The organism is Arcicella sp. GW821-FHT09D11 (assembly GCF_059416265.1).
Genome location: NZ_JBWKOV010000002.1, coordinates 354,056 through 374,543, shown reverse-complemented (window position 1 = coordinate 374,543; position 20,488 = coordinate 354,056). Strand labels below are relative to the sequence as shown.

The window sequence follows — 20,488 nt, the reverse complement described above, 5'->3', positions numbered from 1 at the left end:
ACAAAATGGCTTTACAAATTGGTGATATAGCTCCAAATTTTACTTTATTTAATACCGTAAAAAAAGAAATTAGTCTGTCAGACTATAAAGGCAAAAACGTTGTAATTCTTTTTTTCCCTTTAGCTTTTACAAGTGTTTGTACAGCCGAACTTTGTGAAATGAGAGATAATATTGCTATCTATTCAGCACTAAATGCTGAGATTATAGGAATTTCAGTTGACTCTCTTTTTACTTTAGATAAATTCAAGGCAGAACAAAGCCTTCCGTTTGATTTATTATCTGATTTTAACAAAGAGGTTTCAACTGCTTATGAAAGCATTTATGAGAACTTTGTTTTAGGAATGAAAGGGGTTTCAAAACGTTCAGCTTTCGTAGTGGATAGCAATGGCATTATTCAATATGCAGAAGTACTAGAAAGTGCTGGTAGTGTTCCTAACTTTGAGGCAGTGAAGGAAACATTAGCAAAAATATAAATACTAAAAAGGCTCGTCTTTTTAAAAATGACGAGCCTTTTTGATTAAGATACTATCTATTATCTATTAATAATTATTCTTTTTGTAATTAAAAGCGAATCAGTATTTAGTCTCAACATATATTCTCCTTCGGGCAAGTCAGTTAAATTCATCGTTCTGCTTGCATCTAATGAAGAAATTATTCCCCTCTGTAGCAAGCCTCCTAATAAATTATAGACTTCATACGTAGTATTGTTCCAAGGGTCTCTGGCTTCAATTTTAAATACTCCATTACTTGGATTTGGATAAATTGACACACCATTGTCATTAAAGAATTTAAAGGCATACTGGTTTGAAACAGGAGAAAAGCAAACCTTGTCTCCATAAAACAATGTCTTATAGACGTTTTTAGCAATAACACTTAGATTAGCTTCTTCAGTAAATCTTATTGAGCTTCCCGATAGACTATTGTTTGCTACGCCATTTACCTGCCAAACGTATTGGTCAGCCCTAACAGCATTTACTCCTACCGTATAAGGGCTTAAACGAACGATAGAATCTACTCGTGGAGGATTCGCTTTTACTGATACAAATACAGTTGGCGAAATCGGCGATTTACAGTCATTTCCATCAGTCTGATAAGCACGAAACCCTCCTGACTGAGAAACAGTAAGATTTTGAATACCAAAATTTGTAACTGTTCCATTCTGACTAGCAAGCCAGGTTGGTCTGTTGCCAGCGATTAAGCTCATTTGTAAAGTAGTATTATCTCCATCACAAAACACAGTATCTTTTGTTGATAAAATAGTAGGCGTAGCAGGTAATGGATTCACCGTTATTTTTTGAGCTGCTGATGTCATTGAAAAACAATTGTTGCCATCAATCGTTCTGACTGTATAATCACCCGAAGTATTTATTCTTAGGTTTTGGGTACTAGTTCCTGTATTCCATAAATACCTATTGGCCGATACATTGGATGAAGTAAGCGTTACATCAGTATCTGCACAAAAAGTTGTTGGGCCACTCGCCACGATAGTTGGAGTAGGTGGCAAAGGATTTACTACAATCTGGATGTCGTCTGAAACAGGAGAAGAACAGCCTTGAGGACTAATCGTTGTTACTCTATAACTACCTGAAGTGTTTATTCTCAAGTTCTGGCTATTGGTTCCTGTACTCCATAAATAACTACCTGCCTGTGTATTGGATGAAGTTAAGGTTACATCAGTATCTGCACAAAAAGTTGTTGGGCCACTGGCAGCAATCGTTGGTTTTGGTGGTAAAGGCTTATTAGTTGTCGTAACAGTAGATGAAAAATCTGATTGGCAACCATACTGGTTAACGGTTCTTACGGCAAAACTTCCTGAGGTAGAAACATTAATAGACTTCGCAATACTTCCGTTGCTCCATTCGTAAATAGCAGCATCATTAGCATTTAACGTTACACTGTTTCCATCGCAAAAACTAACATCGCTACTAGCAGTAATAGATGCCGACGGCACTGAGCTACCTACAAAAGAGATATAAGGTACTTGAATAATATTACCTACATTATCACGAAAACGAGCATAATACTTTTTATCGGTTCCTACCGAAAGCCTAGTTAGTTTCTGGTTTGAAAATACACCACTTGAAAAATTACTACCATTATTTGACCATTGATAGCTTGAATAACCGTCTGGTAAGTTTACATCTACCTGATTGTTTCCACAATAGAAATCCAAATTACCAATTGTCATTGGCAGTTGTGGTCTTGAGTTTCCAAAAAAGTTATCGTTCAATGCATTGTTCCATGCATTTGCTAGTTGCTCTAAGCCTACTCCATTAAAATGTACACCATCTTGGCGACCGACAACCTGAATTTGGTCGGTATTAGGTCCAAAAAACACATTATTATTGGCTTGGTTAATCACTGCTAGCTGTCCATTAATGATATTCTGGTCAGGAATAATGGCTGTATTACAGATACCATTACATGGCGTAGCCGAACCTCCAGAAGTCAAAGACACCACCCAGCTAATATCTTTTCCAGAATCTGACCTAGACTTATTGATAATTGTTTGAAGATTTGAACGATATACTTCGCTATTGGTAGCCAGTTTTTGATTAATGAAAAAATTATCCGACTCCCCCTGGCACCATAAAACAGAGCGAACACCTAATTGCGCCACAAAATAATGAAAGGCATCTGAAAGGTCTTGATAAGGAAGTTTGTTTTGATAAGTACCCCCAATGTATGGATTAGGGGCATTGTTTCCATTGGCAGTAGTTGCCCAAGTGCTACTTGAGGTACCCTCAAAAGCAGCATTAAAAAACATCACTGGTACATTTAATTTATTTACGAGTAAATCGCCGAGTCTTCCCCAACACCAACCATTCATTCCTCTTGGGGCAATTCTACTATTGGCTTCTAATTTTGAAAACGGAGATAACGAAATATAAAAATCTCCTCCTGAATCTGTGTTTGTGGCAGACCCAAAACAGTTAACTCGGTCATTTGTTGCCCCAATTCCAGCAATGTGGGGCATACCTTGGGCATTAGATTGCCCAGCTATTACAAAAACTTCCCCAACTCCTACTCTTTCTAGTCGTGTAGTACCTTCAATAAGTGTTCCATACAAACTGCCTCTTAGCTCCAAGCTATACCAGCCTTGTTTAACTCTCATGACGCTGCTAAAATTACCGTTGAGTGGCAGTACTTTTATGACTGTCCAATCTACAAATTCACCTTGTCCAGCTTCAACAGGGATTAATCTAGCTTCTACTTTATCAATTTGTTTTTCGTATGTACCTGAAATGGTAATTTGTGAAAAGCCTTCTTGGTTTCGCTGATACACAGCTCGATTTTGAGGCGAAGTAATCTTTATCTGGCAAAAAAGTAAAGTTGGAATACAAAGATTTAATACCAACAAAAGAATTCTTTTGGGAAATAACATCAGAATTATTGTTTAAACTTTATCTCAACAAGATAAAATAAGTAAGGAGGTAATTTTTTTAGCGTAAGCCCATTGGCCAACTTTCTAGGTAGTAAAAATATACAAAATTCACGCAAAGTGAACCTTATGATGTATTTATCCAAAAATACTTATCTTTCGATAAGTATTTTCTTCGAAATTTTAAAATTATTATTCGTTGCTCTTAAGATATATGTCCCATCTAATAGGGTACTCAAATCAAGCACTTTTTGCGCATCTAGCATATCTATTTTACTTTGATAAAGTAGTCTTCCATCCACTGTATAAATAGCAATAATCGTATTTTCTAAATTATACCTACTCTCTAAAGTAAATCTACCATTTTTTGAAGGATTCGGATATACCGATAGCCCTTTATCATCATAAGATACCAAACCATAAGTGGCTATTTCTGAAATACATACCAATGGATTCACATAGCCTTGAATCTGGTAAATATTTCTAGCCTGAACAGTATAATTACCTGCATCTATTGCCCTGATGATAGTGTCTTTGGGAGACGTAGCCAATGTTTTTCCTTCATATTTCCAGATAAACTCAGTAGGCAGTTTAACTGTTTTCACACCCAAAGTGTAAGTCCCTTTTTGTACGATACTTACTGACGTTGGGTTATCTTTTAATGTCGTTTGAACAACATTCGATGATTTTGATAAACAGCCTTTTTCGTCTCTTACAAAACCTTTTACTAATTCCGTGCCAGAGACTTTAATCAATGAAGGGTTGTTATTAGTAAGAACTCCGTTTCTTTCCCAAGTAAAAGTGTACTTTTTGGCATCTGGCGACGTAAGGTTGATGTTTACGCTTGAGCCTTCGCAAAATACAACATCGCTTAATGCATTGATGGCTGGAGGCTTAGGTAATGGGTTTACAAACGTTGTAATGTTGTCTTTTGAAGTAGGTGATAAACAGTTATTAGCACCACGCGTTTGAACAAAGAATGTTCCTGCTTTTTTAACAACAATATTCTGAGTTGTTTCTCCTGTATTCCATAAATAACTTACTGCTCCTTCATTAGATGATACCAGCGTGACACTCTGTTCATCACAAAATTCAGTTGAACTTGTAAATGAAATGGTAGGTGCAACAGGACGAGGTTTGACCGTCAATTTTATTTCATTTGAAATAGGTGATTGACAGGCATTCTTATCAACTACTCTTAGTTTATAACTTCCTTCATTACTTACAGAAATATTATTGGTAGCAGCGATATTAGAAGTGGGAGCCATCCATTGATAAATAGGGTTTTCTGCCTCTGTGGTACTTTGTATGGTTACGCTAGTACCTATACAAAAATTAACATCGTCGATAGCCTTGATAACAGGGGCTTTAGGAGGCAAATTTGTTTTTACCGTAAAGCTAGGCACTTGAACAATATTACCATTGGCCCGTGTTACTTTAACTACATACGAACCCGCAGGAACATCTACTGTTCTGGTAGTATATTCTTGAAAAGTTGTTTCATTTACCCATCGATATTGTTGATAACCTGCTGGCAAGCTCAACCTTACTAAATCTGTAGAAACACATTCAAGTGAAACACTAGGAATGGTATCTGCTGAAATAGGCTCTACTGTTTCAAAAAAGTTTTTATTATCTACTGTCAGCGCCCTAATCCATGCATCGGCAACATCCGTTAGTCCTTTGCCAGTAAAGTGTACACAACGGTCTCTTTCACCAATAAAATCTACCTGAATGTTATCGGTAAATGGCCCTGGGAAAATAGGTCTAAGCGCATCAGTTGTGATGGCTTGATTCTGTGCATTTACAATGATTGGCGAGGGCTTTGGCGGTGATAAAATAGAATCACAACCACGCTGACTTGAATATGAATTACGTGCAACTACCCACGCTAGTTTATTAGTACCTAAATCTTGGCGACTCTTTTTAATTAAACGCTGAAGATTATCCAAATAATTCTCAATCGTTACTGGAGCAGGCTTGCCTTGAGCAATGGCTTCAAGGTTCACAAGGTTTTGGGTCTCTCCTTCCATCCAAAGTACAGCCCTTACTCCTAGGTTTATACCATAATAGCGTAATACAGAATTTAGGTTTTCATAAGGATAACCTACAGGAAAATACCGAAGTGGCATACCAACATCTTGAAAATCGCCTAAAGCAGGCACAGTAGGGTTTTCAGCACTCTCTCTCCAAGTTCTTACTGACGAGCCTCCCCAGCCAGTATTAAAAAACATAATAGGCACATTCAGCTTAGCAGCAAGAGCATCTCCTACTTTTCCCCAATAATAAGGGCCTAGACCTAAAGGGCCAATCGTTACATTTTTGCTGAGTTGAGAGAATTCAATAAGTGAGTAATTGTTGGTAGTGTATGTTACATAACTTGTATTCTTTGGGTCAAATTCTTTTTTGTAGCCGTTCTCGCTATAATCTTTTAAAAAGTTGGCACAGTTCACTCTATCATCTCCAGCAGCAGTTTCTGCATCAGACCGAAGTCCACTACCTCCCGCATTAGACTGCCCTGCGATTACAAATACTTCACCTACTCCTACTTTCTCAATACTTGCAACATCACCCACTACTTTTCCTCTTAATAAGCCCCTTACTTCCATTTTGTACCAGCCACCTTTTACCGTAACTGACCCTTTGAATAATCCCCCAAGTGGATTAGCCTTTAAGACTGTCCAGTCTATCGCAATTCCTTGTCCACTTTTCACAGGACTCATCCTTACTTGTAGTGTATCAATTGGTTGGGAGTAAGTTCCAGTGACAGTAACAATGGCTTCGTTACTCAAATTACGTTGAAATATTTGTCTGAGTACAGGCGAAGTGAGTTTGATTGTTGTTTGACTAAACAATAAGTTATGGGTGCTGATGAGCAACAAAATCAGTAACAATCTCTTAAGCATATTCACTGAATTTAAGTAAAGTACAAGTGTTTGTGAAGTATAAGACGCCATTAGCCTAAAAAGCGTTGCTTTATTTGCTAATAATAAGTGGATAATCATAGAAAAATCCTACAAAAATAAAGAAAGCATCCCAGAATCTGAGATGCTTTCTTTATTTTATTTAAATAATTTATCAAACGGTAGTTAACCATTTATAGATAAATAATTAGTCAGCTACTACAGTGAATTTCACTTTGTGTTTCACTTCTTTGTGTAAATCAAGTGTTGCAGTATAATCACCAACAAATTTCACTTCAGAATCCAAAGCAATTTTCTTTCTATCTACGTCAAATCCTTTTTCTTTCAAAGCTTCAGAAATTTGGATAGTAGTAACACGACCGAAGATTTTACCGCTTTCTCCTACTTTAGCAGCAATTGCTAATGTAATATCACCGATAGATTCAGCCAAAGCTAAAGCATCTAATTTCACTTTTTCAGCTTTGTGAGCTACTTGCTTGATATTTTCAGCAAGAATTTTTTTGTTTGATCCCGTCGCTTGTAATGCGAAACCTTGTGGAATCAAGTAGTTACGTCCATATCCTGGTTTCACGTTAACTACGTCATTTTTATAACCGAGACCTGCGATGTCAGTCTTTAAGATGATTTCCATTTTTTTATTTTATTAAGGTATCAGGGCTTTATTGAAAGGCAACAGTTAAAACCATCAGTCCATTTCTTATTACCTAAAACCTATTATCTAAAACCTTATTTATAATAACTATTTCAATCCGTCAGCTACGTAAGGCATTAAAGCCAAATGTCTAGCACGTTTGATAGCTACAGCTACTTTACGTTGAAATTTCAAAGAAGTACCTGTAAGACGACGAGGAAGAATTTTTCCTTGTTCGTTTACTAACTTCAATAAAAAGTCAGGGTTTTTGTAATCGATATATTTAATGCCTGATTTCTTGAAACGGCAATATTTTTTGCGGATTACGCTTTTGTCAACTGGTTCGTTTACTAATGTCATGATTTCAAAATGTTGAATTTCGTGAATGTCTTAACTTATTCTGCTTTTGCTTCTGCAGCTACTGGTTTTTTACCTACCAAACCTTTTTGCTTACGCTCGTTGTATGAAACTGCGTGCTTATCAAGAACAGTTGTCAAGTAACGAATCACTCTTTCAGCGTCACGCTTGTATTCAAGCTCCAATTTAGCTACTAAAGTTCCTTCTGCTTTGAACTCGATGATATAATAGTAACCAGTTTGTTTGTTTTTGATAGGATACGCCAGCTTACGTATTCCCCATGCTTCTTCATTAATGATTTCAGCATTGTTATCCGTTAGGATTTTTTTGAACTTTTCAACGGCATCCTTTGTCTGCTGTTCAGACAAAACGGGAGTTAAGATGAATACCGTTTCATAATTACGTAATTCCATAAGTATGTAATGTTGTTTTAAAAATTGGAGTGCAAAATTACATATAACCTTTGTAATTACAAAACATTACTGATAAAGTTTTTGATAATCAGCAAGATAGAATTATATAAAGGCATTGCTAAACATCTACTCTTAACGTATTTTCAATTTTTAGCCCCCGAAATAGCCCCCGCCTTTTGTACTTTATTCATATTTTCACTGTTTTTATACCCTAATACCTTTACTTCGGTTCGCCTATTAATAGCATGTTCTTTCTCTGAACATACTACTCCATCCTTACATTGATTCAGCAACTGGGTTTCGCCATAACCTTTGGCAATAATTCTTTCTTGGGCAATTCCCCCTTTTGTAATAATGAAATTAACCGCTTGTGATGCACGTTTTTGCGACAAGCTCATGTTATATTCCTCGTCTGCCCTACTATCGGTATGCGAACCTAGCTCTACCTTTATATCAGGGTTGTCTTTCAGAATTTGTATTAGTGTGTACAATCCTTGAAAGGCTTCTTTCTTGATTTCCCATTTATTAAAATCATAATGGATGTTATCAATCCTATAAATATCATTGAGGTTTATTTTTTGCATATTAATAGTAGCCTCTATTAATTCATTTTGATTAGCCAATGCAGTTACATTTTCAATCATGATGCCCGATACACAAAAAGTTTTTTTTGAATCAAGCAAATAACAAGCAGCATTAAAGTTTGCACGGCGCGTTAAGTATTCATCGAATCGTGCAATGATATCATAATCATTCCCTTTTTCAAGTTTGATTTTTGCATAGCCATTCTGTACCCTAACAGAGTCTACTAGCTGCTGCTTGGTCTTATTGAATACTTTCACAAACGAGCCTTCCAGATTTCCACTTGTCTCGCTATCCACTACTTTCAGTTTCAGCAGGTAAAATCTGGGTTCTTTCGTTGTTGTTACCTGAGCAAAAAGGCTTGTACAAAAGCTACAAAACATGAGCAATAGAAGTGTTTTCATTGGACTTGCTGGTTATAATAATATTTCATGTTGAATGCATTTTAGCCTATACTTTTATGGCTTTTGGCGAAAATCAAAGATAATAGAGAAAAATCAGAAAAAATTTTCAACTTTTAACAAAAAAAAATACGCCGTTTATTTAAGATTTATAACGAAAAACACTGATTTATCTTTCTTATGGGAATCATAAAATTTCAGAGGGCTGTCAGCATGCCAGAAGCCCTTTGAAATCTCATTGTAGCAACTATATTTGTAATGAATTTAACCGCCATTAAATTTCATGAGAAAACCATTATTATTGATCATCTCAATACTGTGTATTGGGCTGATGACTAGTTGCAACGAAAGTATTACGCCTTTAGAAAAGGTAGTTCCTGCAAGCAGTGCAAAGAGCACTACTACTAGCGTTAAACAAACGCTTCTTAACAGTTTTTGGCAATATGGAGAAATTAATATCCAAGGTGGCTCAAAAACTAAACTTGTGTTTTCAAGACAACAAAATGTTGGCTTGAACAATACAATTTCTAAAATCCAAATCAATTTCAAGACTGATGGTACTATTGTAAGCCTTCAAGAAGGTTTAGTTGTACAGAAAGGTAAGTGGAAATTGCTCAATAATGACAAACAATTAGAACTGGCTATTGAAAATAGTCCAGTAGAAGTCTTTGATATTGTTCAGTTCAATAAAGATGTAATTGAGTATAATTCTGTGTTAAGACCAAATGGTTCTCAGGATGACGCTTGGACGATGACTTTGGCTTTTTTAGGCGCTTCACCCTCTTCGGTTACAGAGATTACAACAACGTATAAACTATCTCCGATATAATAATTTGAGTGAAATTACGGACTAATTTAAAAGACCTTTGATGTTTTAAATCGTCAGAGGTCTTTTTGTTGTATCTTTACAGCCTATTTTCGTTAAGGAATTTAAAGAGAAAACCCTAAAATATATTATGCAGCACGATATTATCGTAATCGGTGGAGGAATCGTTGGGCTTGCTACCGCTCTAAGAATCAAGGAACAACGCCCAGAAATGAAAGTTTTGGTACTTGAAAAAGAACGTGAAGTAGCAGTTCATCAAACAGGTAATAATTCTGGTGTTATTCATTCAGGGCTTTATTATAAGCCTGGTTCACTGAAAGCAACCAATTGTATCCGTGGATATCATCAGCTAATAGATTTTTGTAATCAAGAAAATATCCCTTATGAATTAACGGGAAAAGTAGTAGTAGCTACCAAGCACGAACAACGCCAACAGCTTGAGAATTTATATATCCGTGGCCAACAAAATGGATTAGAGGGTTTGCGTAAAATTTCGTCGGCAGAAGTAAAAGAATATGAACCTTATGTTACTTGTGTAGAAGGTATGTGGGTTCCACAAACTGGGATTGTTGATTATAAAGTAGTGTCGCAAAAAATGGCGGATAAATTAAGAAGCCTTGGTGCTGAGTTACTTTTTAATGAAAAAGTAATAGGCGTTACCAAAGGGCATTCGTTATCAATCATCAAAACTGAAAGAAATACCTACGAAACTAAATTGGTGATTAACTGTGCAGGATTGTATTCTGATAAAGTAGCGCAGATGTCGCAAGATTATCCAATTGATGTGCGTATTGTTCCTTTCCGTGGCGAGTATTTTAAAATTCGTCCAGAGAAACATTATTTGGTTAAAAACTTAATCTATCCTGTTCCAGACCCAAATTTTCCTTTCTTAGGGGTACACTTCACCAGAATGATGCGTGGGGGTATTGAAGCGGGACCAAATGCGGTACTGGCTTTCAGAAAAGAAGGATATAAAAAATTAGACATCGACCCAAAAGAACTGTGGGAGACCCTTGCGTGGGGTGGTTTCCAGAAAGTAGCAGCCAAATATTGGGAAACAGGCTTGGGCGAAATGTACAGAAGTTTTTCTAAGGCGGCTTTTACAAAGGCTTTGCAAGAATTAATTCCAGACATTCAAGAATCTGATTTAATTGAAGGTGGTGCTGGTGTAAGAGCACAGGCCTGCGACCGTACAGGTGGTTTATTGGATGACTTCTCTATCATCGAAGACGAGAAAGTAATCAATATTTTGAATGCGCCATCTCCTGCTGCAACTTCTTCATTATCAATCGGACAAACAGTTTCTGAAATGGCTTTAAAGCGTTTTTAGATAAAGTTAATATTAAGAAAATAGCCTCAGAACTAGATTTAATAGTTTTGAGGCTATTTCTTTTATGGTTAAGTAAGTTGTTTAGAACTTATTTTTTTTTGTTTCAGTTAAATAAGTAATCCCATAATTCAGCGATCAATCCACATGAGAATACTTTACCGTTATTTAAAAAAATACCAAGCTACCGTACTTGGTGCCTTAGCCTTGGCGGCTATTAATCAAATTTTTTCACTTCTTGACCCTTTTATTTTTCGTAAAATCATTGATGATGTCGCAACAGTTTATAATTCAGACAATCATACTGTTCATGAGTTCTTATATGCTATTCTCCCCCTCTCTGGTGCTTCGGTAGGAGTAGCATTTGTAAGTAGAGTAGCTAAAAACTTTCAAGATTATTTTATCAGTACTGTCACACAACGTGTAGGCGCACAAATTTATGCCGATGGTATTAGCCATTCCTTAGAATTACCTTATGAAAGCTTCGAAGACCAACGCTCTGGAGAAACACTTGGTAAGCTTCAAAAAGTAAGAGTAGATGTAGAAAAGTTAATTTCTGTAGGTATCAATATCCTTTTCCAGTCGGTAATTGCCTTGATATTTATTTCAATATATGCTTTTTCCGTACATTGGATGATTCTGCCTTTGTTTTTAGTAACAGGCCCCCTGATTGCATGGATTAGCTCGGTATTGAGTAAAAAAATAAAAACGATTCAAATACAAATCGTTCGAGAATCAACGGGTTTGGCAGGTTCTACTACAGAATCTTTAAGAAACATTGAATTAGTAAAATCACTAGGTTTAGCCAAACAAGAGGTGGCTCAATTGAATGCTACTACTCAGAAAATCCTAGCCCTTGAACTCAAAAAGGTACGTTATGTACGTTCAATGTCTTTTGTACAAGGTACGTGCGTGAATTTAATTCGTGCATTAATGGTACTGGTATTGATTTACCTGATATATGAAAAAAAGATAACCATTGGTGAATTTTATTCATTGAATATTTACTCGTTCTTCCTTTTTGGTCCATTACAAGAAATTGGTAATGTCGTAAATACCTATCGTGAAGCAGAAGTTTCTTTACAGAATTTTGAAGACATTTTTAAAATTCCAGTAGAAGTAAAGCCAGCTAATCCATATCCAGTGATTAGCATCGATACCTTGGCTTTTGAAGATGTACAGTTCCGTCATCAATCTGCTACGAAAGATGCCTTGCGTAAAATTTCATTTGAAGCTAAAAAAGGTGAAACCATTGCTTTTGTAGGACCTTCTGGTTCTGGGAAATCTACTTTGGTGAAATTACTGGTAGGTTTGTATCGACCAAAAGATGGTAAAATTCTTTTCAATGGGCATAACTATAATGAGATTGATTTCGACCAACTACGTGAGCGTATTGGTTTTGTAACACAAGACACTCAGCTTTTCTCGGGAACAATCAGAGAGAATTTATTATTCGTAAATCCATCTGCTACTGACGAACAATGTTTGGATGTATTGAAAAAAGCAGCTTGTAATACGCTTTTAGAACGTGCCGACAAAGGACTTGATAGCGTAATTGGTGAAGGTGGCGTAAAAGTATCGGGTGGTGAAAAACAACGCTTGAGCATTGCTAGAGCTTTATTGCGTAACCCAAATTTACTGGTATTTGATGAAGCTACTTCATCATTGGATTCGCTAACAGAAGAAGAAATTTCAGAAACTATTCGTGAAGTTTCTGAAGGACATACTCATCTTACCATCGTGATTGCCCACCGACTTTCTACCATTATGCATGCCGATAAGATTTTTGTATTGGAAAAAGGGAAAATCGTAGAAAATGGCTCACATACTGCATTATTAGACAATAAAGGATTGTACTATGCGATGTGGAGACAACAAGTTGGCGAAAAAGATTCGATAGAAATAGACTAGCTAAATTAGTAGCTGTGAGTGATGAGATTTGAGCTATTACTTAAATAGTAAATAGTAATTGGTGATTAGTATTACTAGCTATCAATCGTTTACGATAAATAAAAACGTTGCTTAAATTGTATTGATTACTTAGTTCATTAGATAAACAGTGTTTTAATCAGGAAAAAATTAAAACACTGTTTATTCACGTTCCATACTTCTCTTTACATCCTTCTCTTTAATAGTATCACGCTTGTCGTACAGTTTTTTACCTTTCGCCAAAGCAATGTCTATTTTAGCAAAACCTCTGTCAGAAATATACATTCTGGTCGGAACAATGGTCAACCCTTGGTCTTTCAGTTTGTTTTGTAATTTCTTAATTTCCTTTTTTGTCAATAATAATTTGCGGTCTCTTAGTGGCTCATGGTTATAATGAGTCCCTTCGTTATACTTAGAAATATTCATTTGTCTGATATACAGTTCTTCATTCAAAAACAAGCAATAAGCGTCAGTAAGATTCACTTTCCCTTGACGAATTGACTTAATTTCTGTACCCATCAACATTACTCCTGCCGAGAATTTCTCAAGGAAAAAGTATTCAAACGAAGCCCTTCTATTCTTAATTTCTATATTTTTTTCTATGCTCTCCTTTGCCATTTTCTGTAAAATTTAATGCTTATTTATAAAAAGTGTAGGATTAATTCTTGCTAAAAAAAGCCATACAGCAAATCTGTACGGCTTTTCTTTCGCAAAATTATAAAAACTTTAAAGAATAATCTTTATTTATTTCTTTTCAGGTCCTTTTTTCTCAGCATATTCTTTGTTTAAGCCTTCAACAATCTCCTTTGTTCTGTCTGCACTATCGTCAGCGAACAAGATTCCACCGCCACTCAAAGTATATCCTAATACAAATTCAAACTTGTTTTCAGCATTATGCTTCTTGATATATTCACGAATGTTAGCATACAATTCTTGCATTTTTTTACCTTGTTCTTCGGCTAAAGCTGCTTGTTTTTGTTGGCTGTATTGCTGTAATTCAGAACCTTTTTTCTTCAACATCATGTCAGCAGCTTGCAAATCAGCTTGTGTCATTGTTTGCGCTCTTTGTTGAATTGCTTGTAATTCACCTTGTAAAGCTCTTTCACGTTGACCTAAATCTACTTGTAAACGGTAGCCTTTGTTTTCAAATTCTTTTTGAGCATCCTTATAGAATTGATAGTTTGCCAATAATGAATCAGTATTTACATAAACTGTTTTCTTTTCACCACTAGCAGTTGAGGTTGAAGAGCTTGATGTTGCGTTTTCCTTGTTGGCAGATTTATCACACGAGAAACATCCAATTGCTAATAAGCCACTGCACAAGATTAGGGATAATTTTTTCATTTCAGTTAAAGCCCCTGCCCCAAGGGATAATTTTTGAATTATGTTAGTCTTCGGATGGGGTAATTAGAAGATAAAAATTTAACAAATATACTAATTTTGTATCAATTTGAAAATGTGATATTTTGATTAATATTATACTGATAATCAAACAGTTATTATTTTTTACTATTTTTATATGCTACTTTATTTAATAGAAGCATACTAAGCTTACTTAATAAAATTCTATCCTATAAGGCTTTAAGCCTATCTTATTTATCTAAAGACTTCCTCACTAAGTAGCCACTCATTCCTGCAAAACCACCTACTAATCCACCAATCAATACCGTTACAGCTATTAAAAGACCAGCGTTGCCACCCAAAGGAAGTATGGATGCAATTTTGGTAGAAAGTATTCCATCAGTAGCAATATGATAATATAATGTCACTAAAAGCCACAGGATTGCAATCCCTGCTGCTCCTTTACGAAAAGCCTCTCCGCTAGATTTTGCTTGTAAATAACAGGCAGTAAAGGCTGCTAGGGCTATTACCCACCAATCAAAAAAATACTGACTCACAAAAGCCACCATAACAATGATTGAAGTAAGCGGACTAAAAAACGAAGAACCTATTTTGCCTAATAATGTCGATTCTTTATCTGTGGTTGAAATATTATTTGCCATTTTTTTTAAATTTTTAACGCTACTTATTATTTGGTTAGCTTAATCGTCTTTTTGATTCTTGTCGATTTTTCATCTTTGCTTTGAAGGAATAATAAATCATTCAATTTACCTTGTCGCCAAGTTTCAATCATATCATCATAATGAGGGCTACCCGGATTTCCCGATTGTCCCCCTGGAATTACGCCATATCCTTTAAAAGTATTGTTTTTGCCTAGTTGCACAATCATCCTCCACGAAGGCCCAGTGCGTTCGGTAGTAGCATTTACGATACCTCTACCTCCTCCGATTTTCACATCCATCTTACTAAATGAATTCAATCCCGGAATCAAGTGCCTAATATCTGTTGATTTATAATTTGCCCATGCCCAACTATCGCCCATATCTGCTTTTTGCCACTTTGTCAAACTATCCATTGTAGCTGTTAATGATATACTGGCGATGTCTTCAAGCGTTTCAACTTTGTTTTTAGTCTTTACATTATTAAACCATTTAACTGTTGGGGTTTGGTTAATCATCTGTGCTGTTTTATCCCAAGAAGGATACATCATTGGAATATTTCCATCATAACCAAACTCATCTTCCCAAATAGACTCATATAAAAAGTTAGACCATGTCTCAAAGATTGTTGGAGCAATCTCATTTGGGTCATTTTTCTTATTCCATGCTTGTAATACTTTGATGGCTTTGGCTTGTTTCGCAGTTGGTGATTTTACCAAACTAATTAGCTTATCCAACATACCATTGGCTTTTAGGTTATAATTATCATTCTGCAAATCTCTTAAACTATCTACAGTAACGTTGGTCATACTTTCTAAACGCTGATTGATACGTCTGCCACGTTCAGAAGGCGCAAACTCCCAGTTGATATAATATGGATAACTAGGGTCAGTAGATGATTGATTAGCCGAACTCACAAATCCTCTTGCTGGATTTTTCACATGAGGGTTATGTGCATGAGGAATAAAGCTTTGCCAATCAGCGGCTTTGTCACTTCCGTCTAAAATATATTTGCCTTGTAGTTTGGCTTTCAATGGAAACTTGCCATTTACCCACAGAGCTATATCACCTTGGTTGCTGGCAAACACAAAATTCTGTGCTGGAGCAGAATAAAAACTTAGGGCTTTTACATAATCGTCATAGTTTTTTGCACGATTCAAACGATAAAATGTCGTCAATTCCTGTGATTTATCGTGTGCTACCCATCTAAGAGCATGTCCTGTAGGAATATTTTTCTTGAAAGGTTTTTCGTTATCTAAATATACAATTGGTCCATGGTGGGTAAACAAAACGGTGTCTTTTACTACGTCACCATTTTTCATGATATACTGTTCAAAACGTCTTGTAATTTTCTTCCATTGTCCATCATGCCAATATTCTTCCATTTTAGCATCTTTAAATTTTACCTCATACCAGTCTACAATATCAGCACCTACGTTAGTAACACCCCAAGCGATGTCACGATTAAAACCTCCAATGATATTAGGTGTTCCGGGCATTGTTGCACCATATACATTTACATTCGGCGCCACTAATTGCATCTGATACCAGATAGAAGGCAAACTTAAAGTAAGGTGTGGGTCGTTAGCCAACAATGGTAAACCTGAAGCTGATTTACTTCCACTTACTGCCCAGTTGTTCGAACCAATCCCTTTATCACGCTCTGTGCTTGCTTTCATGCTTCCTATTCCTATAAAATCAGCTGGAGCTTTAGGCAAAGGAAGTGGCGTAAAATCAATGGGGGTTCCTGTGGGAATAATCGGACTTTCTTCAAAAGGATAATTAGGAAAAAGTTCTTCGGCAACTTCTCTGCCATATTTTCTCAAAATGTTCGTCATACGTAAATCATCTGTACCAGAAGCTAGTACGAAAGACATATTTTTTAAGAACAAGGCACTTTTCAAAGGTGTCCATAGCTCTGGACTATACCCTAAAAGCTTGTATTCTACTGGTAGCGTTCTAGCTTTTAATTGGTTGATATAAGCATTTACCCCATCTGAATAAGCCTCAATAGCTACTTTAGCCTGTGGGTCTTCTAACATTCCTGCTAAAGATTTTTCTGCACCATAAACAGACCCCATCCTACGATTATATTTATCCGACTCTAACGCTTTTTCTCCTACTATTTCCGTCAAACGTCCTGCCGCATAATGTGTTTGAAACTCCATTTGCCACAACCTATCTTTTGCTGTAACATATCCTTGAGCTAGGTATAAGTCGTGGTCGTTATTGGCAAAAATGTGCGGAATACCTAATTCATCATACTCAACGGTTACTTCATCTGTTAACCCTTCAATTTGTAGGGAACCTTGAACAACCTTATCAGTCAAAGGTTTTTCTGCATTCACCCAGAAACCTGTAAAAGGACTTAGGAAACGGCCAAAAGCAGGGGCAGTTCCCCAATTTGTACTAAGGGCATAACACAAACCAAAGGTGATAACCAAGGAGATAATTGCTGGTACTCTAGAATCTTTCATTGACAGTAGGAAATGTTAGTTCGACGATAATTGCACTAATTTAGAGAAATTTTATATTAATCTTAGTCATCAAAGAAAATTAAGCGAGTAAAGAAATTTATTTAATATTCAGTGCTTTTTAAAATTAACATAGGATACTGATTCTGAGCAGCTTGCTTTATTATGACTTATCTATCATTGATACTTCAATATCTGGACGTATTGCTATAATACTTTAAAATAGATAGCATAATATCATGTTGCTGATTATTTCCATTTCTGCACTTTATAAGCCCAGCCTCATCTCTATCATGTGTTTGCTAAAACCAATTTTTTCGTAAGCTTTTATAGCTGATATATTATCATGGTATACGTCTAAACGAAGTTCTGTGATATTTTGTGAGCGTGCCCATTCTTTCAGCGCTTGAATAATTTTCATATTTACTCCTTTTCCACGGTGGTTAGGGTCGACATACATAAAACCCAAATAGCCATGCTTAGGGTGTTGAAGATATGGCTTTGCATCTTCGATACGAGCATACCCCGAACCTATTAATTCGCCCTCTAAATCAGCCACTAATAATTCAATGTGTGAGGCGGTAATCATACCTTCTAAATCATAATAATGGATAAGTTCGTTTTTCAGTGTATTATCAAATGGTCTTTCGGCTTCGATAACGCCTTGTTCAAAACGATAGAGGGTTTCTAAATCATCAAAAGTGGCTTTTCTTATAGTAATCTGGTTCATGGGTTTTGTATCTTGAATATGCAAAAGAAATGGATTAAAACTTTTCTAAATTTCATTTGAAGATACTAAAAGACGAAGAATTATTCAGCAATACTATTGAACCTTTAGCAATATTGCTCATATCTTTTATAAAACAGATCATCCCTAGCAAGTGACTTAAGTCATTCGCTAGGGATGATCTGTTTAGCTTTACTTTAATCTAAACCTGTTCTGAATCGTAGACTGTTACTTTCTCCCAAAGGTGTGAGTAATCTGCTATAAACTTTAAATGAATAGGGTGTGTTTGATACACTTCTTCTTCTTCCAGATTATCAAAAAACAGCATCCACGAAACTGAATAGCTCCGATCAATCACACTACGATTGGTACTAGCAGGCACGCCAATGTGATGGAAACGGATAGTAGGCACTTTTGATAACGTCGTTAATCCTTCAATGAGCTTTGTTCTATCGGCTTCGCTCGAAGGGTTTTTCAACCAAAAATATACGTGATGCACAAATTTTTTCTCTTTAGGTTTTGCCTGTGATGGTATGGCAACAGTAGCTAGTGCCGAAGTAATTGCCACATTGGCCAAGAATGAACGTCGTTTTATTGTTTTCATATCATTGATTTATTGGAAGTTTATGGAATGAGTAATTTTCTATTTAAATAATCCTTCATACATTTTAGGCATAGCGGTCAATGGTTTTATCCGAATGTCACGATAAAATGTTTCGGCTGCCTCGCTTTGCACTTGAATCTTACCACTAGTCATTGGTACTTCTTTTCCATCTGGTGTAATATATCGTGAGCTTTTAAGTACCATTACAACGTGTCCATTGACAATATGAAGGCTTTTGCCATTAAAGCAAATTAGCTCTAGTGTTGTCCATTCTCCTTTAGGACTTTCATAGTTATCAGAACGCATACAATAATAATCACTTCCTTTTTTGAATGTACCGAATGGTTGTTTTGCATCGGCAATGCTACTCATAACACCTTCTGAGGGAAAAGAGCGTATATCAATGGCTGAATTAGCTTGACACCAATAATCGCCCGTGTGTCCTTCCATAATTTGAAACTCCTGAGAAAGCATCCACGAATGCCAATATTCTGCACCTGCTTCTCCGATGGAATGATAAAGTATGCCCGAATCTCGCAATTTGTTTTTCCTTGGTTCATATTTTTGTTTACCCCATTTTACTTGAAGTTTAAGGTGATAATTTTCGTATGACTTGCGTGTAATTAGACAACCATATATTTCCCCACTTACTTTTAAAACTGGACCATTCGGTTCATTCAATGTAGAAAATACATGCGTATCGTCTTTATTATAACCAATAGGTTGAATAGGATTCCCTAATGAGTCTTTCGGTATTTTTCCATTATAATCATTTTTATGCCGATAGCTTAAATATGTTTCCCATTGGGTAAGGTCTTTGTCTAAAAGTGGCTCCCATTCATCAGGTTTACTGATTGAAGGAAGCAAAACAATACACAATAACAGCGTAATTGATAGATATATACGTTTCATAGTTATATTTATTTTATTTGTATGTTGGTTATACAGTTGTAAAACTACTTCAAAGCAAATCAGTACAGGTTGTAAAAATCTAATATTTTTCGGTACTTTTATGGCTTTATTAATAAGATAATGATGAAACGATATGTACTGCATACCCCTTTTAATATTTATCATTTCGAGACTACGAAATGGATGCACTCGGTACATAAGCATACCTATTTCGAGATTATTTTTATCCTACAAGGAAATGGCATTCATAACATCAATAGAAATACTTTTCAATATTCAGAAGGAGACGTTTTTCTGTTAGGACCAGAAGATTATCATGATTTTGAAATACATGACTTAACAGAATTTTGTTTTATCCGTTTCAATGAGTCGTTTCATCAACAAATAGGAGAAAAAGACAGTGCATGGCAACAGATAATGAAAACCTTGCTCTACACCTCCTCCCAAAGCCGTGGTTCTATCGTAAAAGACAAACAAGAGAAGCAGAAATTACACAACCTGTTAATGGTATTGGAAAAAGAATACGAGGCTCGCCAATCTCAATACTTTGAAATCATTCGTGATAGTTTAATGAGAAGTATGATGATGATTCTTGCCCGAAATTTATTTGGTCAGACTCCCGTCAAGCCAGTCCTTCAAGATTCCGTAGAAGCTATCCTGATGTACATCAAGCAGCACATTTATAAGCCAACCGAATTGAGTGTAGAACATTTAGCAGAAGTATTCAATTATGCACCTGCTTATATCAGCATCTTTTTCAAAAAGCACACTGGCGAATCCTTGAAACAATATATCATCAAGCACAAAATCAAACTCATCGAAGCCCGCTTGTTGTACAGCCAACTAACCCTAACAGAAATTGCTGATGAATTTGGATATACCGACGAAAGTCATTTTTGTAAACAGTTTAGAAAATACACAGGTAGTACTCCCACTACTTTTAGGAAAATTTCTTTATCTTAATTCTTTCAAAAGGCTTTGGTGTAGTCATTTTCTAAT

The 20,488-nt window shown here is 36.0% G+C and carries 18 protein-coding genes; 5 read left to right on the top strand and 13 right to left on the bottom strand.

All coding sequences use genetic code 11. From position 1 onward, the window contains the following. Positions 1–5: 5 nt before the first annotated feature. Positions 6–473, top strand: a complete 468-nt coding sequence (locus AC07N0_RS06845; RefSeq protein WP_494588602.1) for a redoxin domain-containing protein — start codon at positions 6–8, stop codon at positions 471–473. Positions 474–532: 59 nt separating this feature from the next. Here AC07N0_RS06845 and AC07N0_RS06840 read toward each other — a convergent pair whose 3' ends face one another. The 6 genes from AC07N0_RS06840 to AC07N0_RS06815 all read right to left on the bottom strand — a co-directional run bounded on the left by AC07N0_RS06840 (position 533) and on the right by AC07N0_RS06815 (position 8,693). Next, a complete protein-coding gene (locus AC07N0_RS06840; protein WP_494588601.1) occupies positions 533–3,385 on the bottom strand; it encodes a T9SS type A sorting domain-containing protein in 2,853 nt (950 codons plus the stop codon). Between the two features lie 149 nt (positions 3,386–3,534). Further along, positions 3,535–6,288 (bottom strand): T9SS type A sorting domain-containing protein, encoded by a 2,754-nt coding sequence (locus AC07N0_RS06835; RefSeq protein ID WP_494588600.1) that lies wholly within the window; start codon positions 6,286–6,288, stop codon positions 3,535–3,537. Between the two features lie 205 nt (positions 6,289–6,493). Next, on the bottom strand, positions 6,494–6,937 hold the full coding sequence (gene rplI, locus AC07N0_RS06830) for a 50S ribosomal protein L9 (RefSeq protein WP_492801723.1): 444 nt from the start codon (positions 6,935–6,937) through the stop codon (positions 6,494–6,496). Positions 6,938–7,045: 108 nt separating this feature from the next. Beyond that, positions 7,046–7,297: a 30S ribosomal protein S18 gene (gene rpsR / locus AC07N0_RS06825; RefSeq protein ID WP_184137058.1), complete on the bottom strand. Its 252-nt coding sequence runs from the start codon at positions 7,295–7,297 to the stop codon at positions 7,046–7,048. Positions 7,298–7,332: 35 nt separating this feature from the next. Beyond that, the gene (gene rpsF, locus AC07N0_RS06820; protein WP_492801721.1) at positions 7,333–7,707 is read right to left on the bottom strand and encodes a 30S ribosomal protein S6; all 375 of its coding nucleotides are present in this window, start codon (positions 7,705–7,707) and stop codon (positions 7,333–7,335) included. 143 nt (positions 7,708–7,850) lie between these two features. Continuing rightward, the gene (locus tag AC07N0_RS06815; RefSeq protein WP_494588599.1) at positions 7,851–8,693 is read right to left on the bottom strand and encodes an OmpA family protein; all 843 of its coding nucleotides are present in this window, start codon (positions 8,691–8,693) and stop codon (positions 7,851–7,853) included. A gap of 280 nt (positions 8,694–8,973) precedes the next feature. On the opposite strand from AC07N0_RS06815, the gene AC07N0_RS06810 reads away from it, so the two are divergent. The 3 genes from AC07N0_RS06810 (at position 8,974) to AC07N0_RS06800 (ending at position 12,754) form a co-directional block, all read left to right on the top strand. Beyond that, positions 8,974–9,519, top strand: a complete 546-nt coding sequence (locus AC07N0_RS06810) for a hypothetical protein (RefSeq protein ID WP_492801718.1) — start codon at positions 8,974–8,976, stop codon at positions 9,517–9,519. 127 nt (positions 9,520–9,646) lie between these two features. Further along, entirely contained in the window at positions 9,647–10,846 is a 1,200-nt protein-coding gene (gene lhgO, locus AC07N0_RS06805) for an L-2-hydroxyglutarate oxidase (protein WP_494588598.1), read from the top strand. 144 nt (positions 10,847–10,990) lie between these two features. Continuing rightward, on the top strand, positions 10,991–12,754 hold the full coding sequence (locus AC07N0_RS06800; RefSeq protein WP_492801715.1) for an ABC transporter ATP-binding protein: 1,764 nt from the start codon (positions 10,991–10,993) through the stop codon (positions 12,752–12,754). A 180-nt stretch (positions 12,755–12,934) separates the two neighbouring features. On the opposite strand, the gene smpB is transcribed toward AC07N0_RS06800, so the two are convergent. The 7 genes from smpB to AC07N0_RS06765 form a co-directional block, all read right to left on the bottom strand. Then, on the bottom strand, positions 12,935–13,390 hold the full coding sequence (gene smpB / locus AC07N0_RS06795; protein WP_492801713.1) for an SsrA-binding protein SmpB: 456 nt from the start codon (positions 13,388–13,390) through the stop codon (positions 12,935–12,937). A 126-nt stretch (positions 13,391–13,516) separates the two neighbouring features. Continuing rightward, on the bottom strand, positions 13,517–14,116 hold the full coding sequence (locus tag AC07N0_RS06790) for an OmpH/Skp family outer membrane protein (RefSeq protein ID WP_492801711.1): 600 nt from the start codon (positions 14,114–14,116) through the stop codon (positions 13,517–13,519). 248 nt (positions 14,117–14,364) lie between these two features. After that, complete coding sequence (locus tag AC07N0_RS06785; protein WP_494588597.1) at positions 14,365–14,775, bottom strand: hypothetical protein; 411 nt, start codon at positions 14,773–14,775, stop codon at positions 14,365–14,367. Positions 14,776–14,801: 26 nt separating this feature from the next. Beyond that, positions 14,802–17,249: a penicillin acylase family protein gene (locus tag AC07N0_RS06780; protein WP_494588596.1), complete on the bottom strand. Its 2,448-nt coding sequence runs from the start codon at positions 17,247–17,249 to the stop codon at positions 14,802–14,804. A gap of 265 nt (positions 17,250–17,514) precedes the next feature. Continuing rightward, positions 17,515–17,976: a GNAT family N-acetyltransferase gene (locus tag AC07N0_RS06775; protein WP_494588595.1), complete on the bottom strand. Its 462-nt coding sequence runs from the start codon at positions 17,974–17,976 to the stop codon at positions 17,515–17,517. A 199-nt stretch (positions 17,977–18,175) separates the two neighbouring features. Further along, the gene (locus AC07N0_RS06770; RefSeq protein ID WP_494588594.1) at positions 18,176–18,577 is read right to left on the bottom strand and encodes a Dabb family protein; all 402 of its coding nucleotides are present in this window, start codon (positions 18,575–18,577) and stop codon (positions 18,176–18,178) included. A 39-nt stretch (positions 18,578–18,616) separates the two neighbouring features. Further along, a complete protein-coding gene (locus AC07N0_RS06765; protein WP_494588593.1) occupies positions 18,617–19,489 on the bottom strand; it encodes a 3-keto-disaccharide hydrolase in 873 nt (290 codons plus the stop codon). 120 nt (positions 19,490–19,609) lie between these two features. Between AC07N0_RS06765 and AC07N0_RS06760 the strand changes: the two genes are divergently transcribed. Then, the gene (locus AC07N0_RS06760) at positions 19,610–20,452 is read left to right on the top strand and encodes an AraC family transcriptional regulator (protein ID WP_494588592.1); all 843 of its coding nucleotides are present in this window, start codon (positions 19,610–19,612) and stop codon (positions 20,450–20,452) included. The last annotated feature ends 36 nt before the right edge of the window (positions 20,453–20,488 follow it).

What these genes read in the sequence shown, in the direction of transcription:
- AC07N0_RS06815 (WP_494588599.1), bottom strand. Translation starts at nt 8,693, where the DNA reads ATGAAAACACTTCTATTGCTCATGTTTTGTAGCTTTTGTACAAGCCTT.
- AC07N0_RS06845 (WP_494588602.1), top strand. Translation starts at nt 6, where the DNA reads ATGGCTTTACAAATTGGTGATATAGCTCCAAATTTTACTTTATTTAAT.
- AC07N0_RS06760 (WP_494588592.1), top strand. Translation starts at nt 19,610, where the DNA reads ATGATGAAACGATATGTACTGCATACCCCTTTTAATATTTATCATTTC.
- AC07N0_RS06775 (WP_494588595.1), bottom strand. Translation starts at nt 17,976, where the DNA reads ATGAACCAGATTACTATAAGAAAAGCCACTTTTGATGATTTAGAAACC.
- AC07N0_RS06800 (WP_492801715.1), top strand. Translation starts at nt 10,991, where the DNA reads ATGAGAATACTTTACCGTTATTTAAAAAAATACCAAGCTACCGTACTT.
- smpB (WP_492801713.1), bottom strand. Translation starts at nt 13,390, where the DNA reads ATGGCAAAGGAGAGCATAGAAAAAAATATAGAAATTAAGAATAGAAGG.
- rpsF (WP_492801721.1), bottom strand. Translation starts at nt 7,707, where the DNA reads ATGGAATTACGTAATTATGAAACGGTATTCATCTTAACTCCCGTTTTG.
- AC07N0_RS06810 (WP_492801718.1), top strand. Translation starts at nt 8,974, where the DNA reads ATGAGAAAACCATTATTATTGATCATCTCAATACTGTGTATTGGGCTG.
- AC07N0_RS06835 (WP_494588600.1), bottom strand. Translation starts at nt 6,288, where the DNA reads ATGCTTAAGAGATTGTTACTGATTTTGTTGCTCATCAGCACCCATAAC.
- AC07N0_RS06780 (WP_494588596.1), bottom strand. Translation starts at nt 17,249, where the DNA reads ATGAAAGATTCTAGAGTACCAGCAATTATCTCCTTGGTTATCACCTTT.
- AC07N0_RS06770 (WP_494588594.1), bottom strand. Translation starts at nt 18,577, where the DNA reads ATGAAAACAATAAAACGACGTTCATTCTTGGCCAATGTGGCAATTACT.
- rpsR (WP_184137058.1), bottom strand. Translation starts at nt 7,297, where the DNA reads ATGACATTAGTAAACGAACCAGTTGACAAAAGCGTAATCCGCAAAAAA.
- AC07N0_RS06785 (WP_494588597.1), bottom strand. Translation starts at nt 14,775, where the DNA reads ATGGCAAATAATATTTCAACCACAGATAAAGAATCGACATTATTAGGC.
- AC07N0_RS06790 (WP_492801711.1), bottom strand. Translation starts at nt 14,116, where the DNA reads ATGAAAAAATTATCCCTAATCTTGTGCAGTGGCTTATTAGCAATTGGA.
- rplI (WP_492801723.1), bottom strand. Translation starts at nt 6,937, where the DNA reads ATGGAAATCATCTTAAAGACTGACATCGCAGGTCTCGGTTATAAAAAT.
- AC07N0_RS06765 (WP_494588593.1), bottom strand. Translation starts at nt 19,489, where the DNA reads ATGAAACGTATATATCTATCAATTACGCTGTTATTGTGTATTGTTTTG.
- lhgO (WP_494588598.1), top strand. Translation starts at nt 9,647, where the DNA reads ATGCAGCACGATATTATCGTAATCGGTGGAGGAATCGTTGGGCTTGCT.
- AC07N0_RS06840 (WP_494588601.1), bottom strand. Translation starts at nt 3,385, where the DNA reads ATGTTATTTCCCAAAAGAATTCTTTTGTTGGTATTAAATCTTTGTATT.